Genomic DNA, 8,552 nt, shown 5'->3' with positions numbered 1-8,552 from the left:
CCGTCGTCGTAAGCACCACATGAAGCGTATGGGCCACCGCCAGTGGTTCACCGAGATCAAAATCACCGGCATCCAGGCTTAATCCCCTAGATCCCCTGAATTTATTTGGAGAATTGAACCATGGCTCACAAGAAGGCTGGTGGTAGTACTCGTAACGGTCGCGACTCAGAATCGAAACGCCTTGGCGTGAAGATGTATGGCGGCCAGGTTATCAAGCCAGGCAACATCATCGTCCGTCAGCGCGGCACCGAATTCCACGCTGGCTACGGCGTTGGCATGGGCAAGGATCACACCTTGTTCGCCAAGATCGAAGGCGTGATCAAGTTCGAGAAGAAAGGCGAGTTCATGCGCCGTTACGTGAGCATCGTCGCCGCTTAATCGCGACGTCGCTCCAGAAGCCCCGTCATGCGACGGGGCTTTTTCGTTTGTGGTGAGCCTCTTGCAAAGCTGTTTGTCTGGGTTGCCGGCGTTGGTTTCTACGGTCGTACGGGGCCGCCGCGCTCATTTTTGCAAGAGCCTCATGTTTTTGAGTCATTCAGCTCGTCTGCCGACGAGAGGCGGTTTTAATGAAGTTTGTTGACGAAGTATCTATTCGGGTCAAGGCCGGTGACGGCGGCAACGGTTGCATGAGCTTCCGTCGCGAGAAGTTCATCGAGAACGGTGGCCCCAATGGTGGGGATGGCGGTGACGGCGGCTCGGTGTACATGGTTGCCGACGAAAACCTGAACACCCTGGTCGACTACCGCTACACCCGTCACCACGAAGCCCAGCGCGGTGCCAACGGCGGCAGCACCGACTGCACCGGCAAGAAGGGTGAAGACCTGTTCCTGCGTGTGCCGGTCGGTACTACCGTGATCGATGCTTCCACCCAGGAAGTGATCGGTGACCTGGTCACCCCGGGGCAGAAACTGATGGTCGCCCAAGGCGGCTGGCACGGCCTGGGCAACACGCGCTTCAAGTCCAGTACCAACCGGGCACCGCGCCAGACCACCCCAGGCAAGCCGGGTGAGCAGCGTGACCTGAAGATGGAAATGAAGGTGTTGGCCGACGTGGGCCTGCTGGGCCTGCCAAACGCCGGCAAAAGCACCTTCATTCGCTCGGTTTCGGCCGCCAAGCCGAAAGTGGCCGATTACCCGTTCACCACCCTGGTGCCGAACCTGGGTGTGGTCAGCGTCGACCGCTGGAAGAGCTTCGTCATCGCCGACATCCCCGGCCTGATCGAAGGTGCTTCCGATGGCGCCGGCCTGGGTATCCGCTTCCTCAAGCACCTGGCCCGCACCCGCGTGCTGCTGCACCTGGTGGACATCGCGCCGCTGGACGAGAGCAGCCCTGCCGACGCAGCCGAAGTGATCGTCAACGAGCTGACCCGCTTCAGCCCGTCGCTGGCCGAGCGTGAGCGCTGGCTGGTGCTGAACAAGGCCGACATGGTCATGGAAGACGAGCGCGACGCGCGCGTGCAGGAAGTGGTCGAGCGCCTGCAGTGGGACGGTCCGGTCTACGTGATTTCGGCCATCTCCAAGCAGGGCACCGAAAAGCTCAGCCACGACCTGATGCGCTACCTCGAAGACCGCGCCGACCGCCTGGCCAACGACCCGGCCTACGCCGAAGAGCTGGCCGACCTCGACCAGCGCATCGAAGACGAAGCCCGTGCCCAGCTGCAGGCCCTGGACGACGCCCGCACCCTGCGTCGCACCGGCGTCAAGAGCGTGCACGACATCGGCGACGATGACGGTTGGGACGATGATTTCGAGGACGACGAAGACGGCCCGGAAATCATTTACGTGCGCGACTGACCGGTTGCAGTACACTAAACGCCGCTCTCTGGAGCGGCGTTTTTGTATCCACGGTATCTACAGATTCGACATAGGTTGGAAGAAGATGCGAAGCAAGGTGACGGGCGCCAAGCGCTGGGTCGTGAAGATTGGCAGTGCTCTGCTGACCGCCGATGGCAAGGGCCTCGACCGCGGGGCCATGGCCGTTTGGGTCGAGCAGATGGTCGCGCTGCGTGAGGCGGGCGTGGAGTTGGTACTGGTGTCCTCCGGGGCCGTTGCTGCCGGCATGAGCCAGCTGGGCTGGACCTCGCGACCGAGCGCGATGAACGAGCTGCAGGCCGCTGCGTCGATCGGCCAGATGCGCCTGGTGCAGGCCTGGGAGTCGAGCTTCGGCGAGCACGGCAAGCACACCGCGCAGATCCTGCTGACCCATGACGACCTGTCCGACCGCAAGCGTTACCTGAATGCCCGCAGCACCCTGCGTACCCTGGTCGACCTGGGTGTGGTGCCCGTCATCAACGAAAACGACACCGTGGTCACCGACGAAATCCGTTTCGGCGACAACGATACCCTGGCGGCGCTGGTGGCCAACCTGGTCGAGGCCGACCTGTTGGTGATCCTTACCGACCGTGATGGCATGTTCGACGCCGACCCGCGCAACAACCCCGAGGCCCAGCTGATCTACGAAGCCCGTGCCGACGACCCGGCGCTGGATGCCGTGGCCGGCGGCACCGGTGGCGCGCTGGGCCGTGGCGGCATGCAGACCAAGCTGCGCGCCGCGCGCCTGGCTGCCCGCTCGGGTGCCCACACCATCATCATCGGTGGCCGCATCGAGCGCGTGCTCGACCGCCTGAAGGCTGGCGAGCGTCTGGGGACCTTGCTGTCACCCGAGCGCGGCATGCTCGCGGCGCGCAAGCAGTGGCTGGCTGGGCACTTGCAAACCCGTGGCACCCTGGTGCTGGATGCCGGTGCCGTGCAGGCGCTGCGCCAGGCCAACAAGAGCCTGCTGCCGGTGGGGGTCAAGACCGTGCAGGGCAGTTTTCGCCGTGGCGAGATGGTGGTGTGCGTCGGTCCGGACGGTGCAGAGGTCGCCCGTGGCCTGGCTAACTACAGCGCCCTGGAGGCGCAGAAGATCATTGGCCAGCCTTCGGATGCCATCGAGAGCACCTTGGGCTACATTGCGGAGCCAGAACTGGTGCACCGCGACAACCTGGTTCTGGTCTGAGGGTTTGGCTGTGTTGAAAAGGATGATTGCCGTTGCCGCGTTGGCTTTGCCCATGCTGGCCGGGGCTGAGGAAATCGGCCAGGTGTCCACCGTGTTCAAGTTCCTTGGGCCGAACGACCGCATCGTGGTGGAAGCATTCGACGACCCCAAGGTCGAAGGTGTGACTTGCTACCTGTCGCGGGCCAAGACGGGCGGGGTGAAAGGCGGGTTGGGCCTTGCCGAAGATCGGGCGGAGGCCTCCATCGCCTGCCGCCAGGTCGGGCCGATCAGCTTCAAGGGTGAGCTCAAGGATGGCGAGGAGGTGTTCAAGGAGCGCACCTCGCTGGTGTTCAAGACCATGCAGGTGGTGCGCTTCCTCGACAAGAAGCGCAATACCCTGGTGTACCTGGTGTACAGCGACCGCATCGTCGAGGGCAGCCCGCAGAATGCGGTGACGGCGATTCCGATCTTGCCTTGGGCGCAGTGATCGCCTGGTAGATGGCCGGGAGGCCTTTGGCCTCCATCGCGACGCAAGGCCGCTCCTACAAAGGTCCTGCATAGGCCGGTCAATGTGGGAGCGGCCTTGTGTCGCGAAAGGGCCGCAAAGCGGCCCCAGGTTCCTCAGGCCAACTCTTCGGCCTGATCCTCACGCACAACCGCTTTCACCTCATCCAAGCGGCTGATGAACTTCCAGTCCGCCTCGTCGATGTAGATGCCATTCGGCCCGCTGCCACCTTCCAGGTCGATCGCCACACGTGCCGATACCTGGGGCTTCACGCTCGCCAGAATCGGTACGAAGCCCAGCTGCAGGCTGGTTTCCAGCAGTGCCGCCTGGTTGCGCTCGTCGATGTCGGCCGCTTCGTCCAGGTAGTACGGCAGGCGAATACGACCGGCCAGGTCGCGGTCCATCAGGTGCAGCAACAGGTACATGTTGGTCAGCGCCTTGATGGTCATGGTGGTGCCGTTGGACGCCGCGCCATCGATGTCGGCATGGATGACCGGCTGGCCGTTGACCTTGGTGATCTCGAACGCCAGCTCGAACAGGTCCTTCAAACCCAGTTGGTTGTGGTTGGCCGCCACCAGGCGCGCCAGGTACTCCTTGGCCTCTTCGTTCTTGTTGTCCTGCTCGGCGCTCTGGGTCAGGTCGAATACCGACAGGGTTTCGCCTTCCTCGTACTGGCCGGCACTGTGGATGATCTGGTCGATATGCTTGAGGGCTTCCTTGTTCGGCGCCAGCACCACGCGGAAGCTTTCCAGGTTGGATACCTGGCGCTTGTTGATCTCGCGGTTGAACAGCGCCAGCTGGTGCTCGAGGCTGTCGTAGTCGCTGCGGATGTTGCGCAGGGTGCGGGCGATGTCGGTCACCGCCGCGCGGCGCGCCTTGGCCAGGGTCAGGGCTTCGTCGGTGCGGTGCGCATAGGCGTTCACCAGCAATTGCAGGCGGCGCTCCATGTCGTCTTCACTGTCGAACTTGGCCACGCCTTTCAGGCGCACCTGGGCATACAGTGCCTCGATCTGGTTATCGACGCGCTGCAGGCTCTGCCAGCTGTCCTGGTAGTCGTTGAGCAGCGGCAGCAGGTTGTCCATCGAATCGTCGATGGCTTCCATGAAAGGCGTACCGTAGGGCAGGTCGGCCGGCAGCAGTTGGCGGCGGCGCAGGGCGTCTTCCAGGGTGCGCTGCTTGGACTCGAGGTCGCCGAGCTGGCGGCCGACCAGCTGCAGCTTGGCCGACAGTTGCTGGACGCGTTCGGTGAACGCGTCGCTGGAGCGCTTGAGCTCGTCCTGGGCGGCTTCCAGTTGCGACAGTTGCTCGAGTTTTTCCGGCTCTTCGGCAGCGAGGGTCTGGCTGCGGCGGTAGTCTTCCAGGGCCTTCTGGGCGTCCAGCACTTCCTGATACAGGGTTTCGGTCTGGGCCTTGGAGGCCGAGCGGTCGGCGGCCACGGCCTGCTGGGTCTTGAGCTGTTTCAGCTCTTTCTCCAGGCGCTCTTTCTGGTCGCGCAGGGCGGCGCGGTCGGCCAGGGCCTGCAAGGCCGGCGGGTCGATGTTGGTCAGGTCGATGGCCAGGCCCGGCGCCTCGAAACGCTCGCCCTTGAAGCCGTCGAGCACCGCTTCCAGCGTCTTTACCCACAGGTCGCTGTCGTCCAGCTCGATGCCGCGCTCGCCCAGTGGCAGGCTGAACAGCGCACCGTTGAACAGGCGCATCAGGCGGTCGACGTCCTGCTGCGAGAACTCTTCGCGCAGGCGCGCATAGCTGTTGTTGTCGGCATGGTCGAGCTGCTGCTTGACCTGCTTCAGGCGCTTTTCCAGGTCGCGCACACGCTCGTCGAGGTCTTCGGCGCTGAACTGCCGCGACTGGGCCAGGGCACCGGCCAGTTCGTCGTGCGCGTCCTTGGCTGCCAGCAGTTGCTGCTCCAGCACCTTCACGTCATCGACCAGCGCAAAGCGGTGCTTGAGGACCGACAGCTCACCCAGCCAGCGCTGGATACCGGTGATTTCGCGCTCCAGGCGCATCAGCTCCTGGGTGCCGCCGCGCTGGTCGTTCTGCAGGCGGTCCTGCTCGCCACGGTAGTGCTCGGCCTGGATCACCAGCTCTTCCTTGCGCGCCATGGCGTATTCCTGCCAGGTGCCCAGCAAGGTGTCGAGCACTGGGGAAATGCGGTGCAGCTTGCCGCGCAGGATGTCACGCTGGGCCACGCCGCCCGCCAGCGCCTCGACCAGCGGGCCGGCCGCGACCAGGGCGTTGTAGTCCTGTTCCATGCGGCGTACGTCGCGGAAGGCCTCTTCGCAGGCGGCGATGTAGTCGACGCTGCCCGAGCGCAGGCTGTGCTCGAAGGCATCGAGGAACAGTTGCTTGAGCTTGGCCGCAGTGATCTCGCGCATGTGCAGCAGGTTGATGAACAGTGCGCGGAAGGTTTTCAGGCTTTGCTCGCTGGTGGAGCGCAGCGGGATCATGGTCAGGTCCAGCGGCACCGACGTGTGGCCGCCGACCAGCAGCCGGCGCAGCTCGTCGGGCTTGACCTCGTAAGCCTTTATGCCCAGGCGCTCGAGGTTGGTGAAGAGCTCTTTCTGGCGCAGGCAGGTGTCGTTCTTCTGGTAGTGGGCCAGGTCCAGTTCGCCCTTGTAGGCGAAGAACTGGTGACCGAAACCACCGCCCGGCCCGCGGCCGACCACGCCAATCACGTGGGGGCCATGGGGCAGGCTCAGTTCGCAGAGAATGTACGAGGTGTCGCTGGCAAAATAGAAGCGGCGCGACTGTTCGAGGCTGTACTTGCCGAAGCTCATGTCTGACATGCGTGCCAGGATCGGGAACTGCAGCGCGTTGATCGACGCCGACTTGCCCAGGTTGTTGGCGCCGTAGACCGACAGCGGGTGCTCCAGCGGGAACAGGCCAAGGCTGTAGCCTGCAGTGTTGAGCAGTGCGAAGCGGCGGATGCCGTAGCGTTCCTGGCTCATGCGTCAATCTCCTGTTGCTCTTCGCGGATGGCCCGGGCCAGGGCGTCCTCTTCGCTTTCCTCGCCCTCGAACGGCGTGAGGTCCAGCGGGTCGTCGGTGCGGTTGAGTTCTTCGGGGCTTTCTTCCTCGACCAATACCGGGGTCGGCAGCGGCAGGTCGCTGTGCAGCGTGGCGGCCAGGTCGCGGTCCTGCTGCACCGACAGGCACACGTCGAGGAAACGGTGCATTGGCGGCAGGAAGCGGTAGATGCCGCCTTCTTCGTGGGCGAAGCCCAGCTGGGTCATGCGCCGCAGGATCTTCTCTTCAAGCTCGTCGACGGTCTGCACCTCGGCCTGCAGGAACAGGTCGCGGTACTTGTCCAGCAACGAGGGCAGCTCGTCGCGGCCGATACTGCCGCCGTCCAGCACTGCCATGGGGTCGCGGCCCTGGTCCGCCAGGTGCTCGACCAGGATGAAGGTGAACAGCGACAGGCGTTGCGCGGTCTTGTTGACCTGCGCGGCGGTCATGTCCGGCACGAAGTAGTAGAAACCACGGGTGTCGCACACCAGCTCGAAGCCCAGGGCCTTGAACAGGGTGCGGTATTGGTCCTGGAAGTTCGACAGCTGAGCGTACAGCTCGGGGTCGCGACGGCTGATGTGGAAGCCTTTGAACAGCTCGCGGAAGATCGGCGCGAGCTGGGACAGTTCGGAAAGATCAAGATGCATGGGCTGGGCTCGCGTTGGGGTCGGTAGGCGCGCTGTTGGCGTCTTCGCGGCTGGAGGTCAGGGCGAACGAGCGCAGGCTGACCAGGTGTTCCTGGGTGGTGTACTCGCGCCGGTCCAGGCGTTCGCGCTTGAAGCGCTTTTCCCGCGACAGGCGCGAGAACCAGTACAGCAACTCGTCGGTGGCGCCTTCGGGCTCCTGCTCCAGCAGCCAGACCATCAGGTCGGGCAGGGGCAGCGCCTGTTCGCAACGTTCGGCCATTTCCTTGACCGTGCGCGGGGCGCGGGGCAGGGCACCGGACTGCGTCTTGTGGGCCTTGGGGAAGCGCGCCGGCTTGGGCTCGAAGCGGGCCAGGGCGTACACGTAGGCTTCGACCTGGCTGGCACTGCCGAGGAAGGTGCTTTGCGGGCGGGTGAACATCGGCATGGCCGCTTGCGGCACGGCATCCAGGCCCTTGCGCCGGATCACCGACAGGGCCAGTGCGGCGCCACGGGTCACGGCGTTGTGCCGACGGGCTTCTTCGCGCAGCGGCAACAGCAGTTCGCGGGCGTGGCGCAGGGTGAGCTGAGCGTTGGTCTGCATCTCCAGGATGCGCGCATGGGTGCGCAGCAGCATGTCGTCATCGACCAGGTGGCCCAGGCGCGCCTGTTCGCCCAGCAGCTTGAGCAGCACGGTCTCGACCTTGCGCACGCCTTGCTCGAAGGCGCCGTCGGCGTTGACCAGCTGGATCATCGGCTCGACGTACTCGTCCCAGGTGGCCAGGACCTCGGCATAGCGCTGGCGCAGCGGGATCTGGCGGTTGCTGGTCTTGGCCCGTTCGGCCACGGCCACCAGCGCCTGCTCGTCGTTGTCGAGCTTTTTGAGCACATCGCGCACGCGCATGTCGAGCAGGCGCAGCTGGCGCGCCAGGTCGTCGCTGTCGCGGTTGTCGAAGGCATCCTGGATGTGCCCGGCAAGGCGTTCCAGGTGGCGCAGGTAGGCTTCGATCTCCAGGCACAGGCCCAGCCGGTGCTCGCGGCGCAGGTAGGCGAGAAAGTCGTGTATCTGCGCATTGAGCTCGAAACGGTTCGGGCTTTTGGCCACCGGGACCAGGATGTCCAGGCGGATCCACACGTCGAGCAGCTGGGTGATGTCCTGCGGGGTGCTTTCTACTTGCTGGCGGGCCACATGCTGGCGCAGCTCGACCAGGCTCAGGGTGCCCTGGTCGAAACGCTCGCACAGCGGCTCGATCAGGGCCCAGTGTTCGGCTAGGGCGCGCAGGACGCGCTTGGGTTCGATCATTGGCTTCGACTCGTTGCCAAGAAAAAGGGGCGATTGTACTGCATCCGGGGGGCAGGGTTTCACCCCTTGGTCTGTAATGGGGGGATAACCTCATGTCACATGGGTGTATGGCGTGGTTTTTGTGGTGGCAGTGAGATCGA

Annotated in this window: 8 protein-coding genes; 5 read left to right on the top strand and 3 right to left on the bottom strand. The window is 64.3% G+C overall.

The genetic code is table 11. The features are described 5' to 3' along the window. The 5 genes from APH30_RS24880 to APH30_RS24860 form a co-directional block, all read left to right on the top strand. Positions 1–82: bL21 family ribosomal protein (locus APH30_RS24880; RefSeq protein WP_177333791.1), on the top strand; the 82-nt coding region annotated here is incomplete at its 5' end. A 38-nt stretch (positions 83–120) separates the two neighbouring features. Beyond that, complete coding sequence (rpmA, locus tag APH30_RS24875) at positions 121–378, top strand: 50S ribosomal protein L27 (protein ID WP_003247464.1); 258 nt, start codon at positions 121–123, stop codon at positions 376–378. Positions 379–566: 188 nt separating this feature from the next. Then, positions 567–1,793, top strand: a complete 1,227-nt coding sequence (gene cgtA / locus APH30_RS24870; RefSeq protein WP_009686106.1) for an Obg family GTPase CgtA — start codon at positions 567–569, stop codon at positions 1,791–1,793. An 85-nt stretch (positions 1,794–1,878) separates the two neighbouring features. After that, a complete protein-coding gene (gene proB / locus APH30_RS24865; protein WP_009686107.1) occupies positions 1,879–2,997 on the top strand; it encodes a glutamate 5-kinase in 1,119 nt (372 codons plus the stop codon). Positions 2,998–3,019: 22 nt separating this feature from the next. Further along, on the top strand, positions 3,020–3,463 hold the full coding sequence (locus APH30_RS24860) for a CreA family protein (protein WP_161892746.1): 444 nt from the start codon (positions 3,020–3,022) through the stop codon (positions 3,461–3,463). 134 nt (positions 3,464–3,597) lie between these two features. Here the strand turns inward: APH30_RS24860 and mksF are convergent, their stop codons facing one another. From mksF to mksB, 3 genes are read right to left on the bottom strand one after another with little or no spacing between them, the layout of a single operon-like run. Then, entirely contained in the window at positions 3,598–6,429 is a 2,832-nt protein-coding gene (mksF, locus tag APH30_RS24855) for an Mks condensin complex protein MksF (RefSeq protein ID WP_054914038.1), read from the bottom strand. Continuing rightward, positions 6,426–7,133, bottom strand: coding sequence for an Mks condensin complex protein MksE (mksE, locus tag APH30_RS24850; RefSeq protein WP_009686110.1), 708 nt, complete (start codon positions 7,131–7,133; stop codon positions 6,426–6,428). Before mksE ends, mksF begins: the two co-directional genes overlap by 4 nt. Continuing rightward, a complete protein-coding gene (gene mksB, locus APH30_RS24845; protein WP_009686111.1) occupies positions 7,123–8,412 on the bottom strand; it encodes an Mks condensin complex protein MksB in 1,290 nt (429 codons plus the stop codon). The genes mksE and mksB overlap by 11 nt, the downstream gene beginning before the upstream one ends. Positions 8,413–8,552: the final 140 nt, after the last annotated feature.

The sequence above is a fragment of the Pseudomonas sp. NBRC 111127 genome (assembly GCF_001320345.1).
Lineage (GTDB): Bacteria > Pseudomonadota > Gammaproteobacteria > Pseudomonadales > Pseudomonadaceae > Aquipseudomonas > Aquipseudomonas juntendi.
This window is presented reverse-complemented; position numbering and strand designations above follow the sequence as displayed.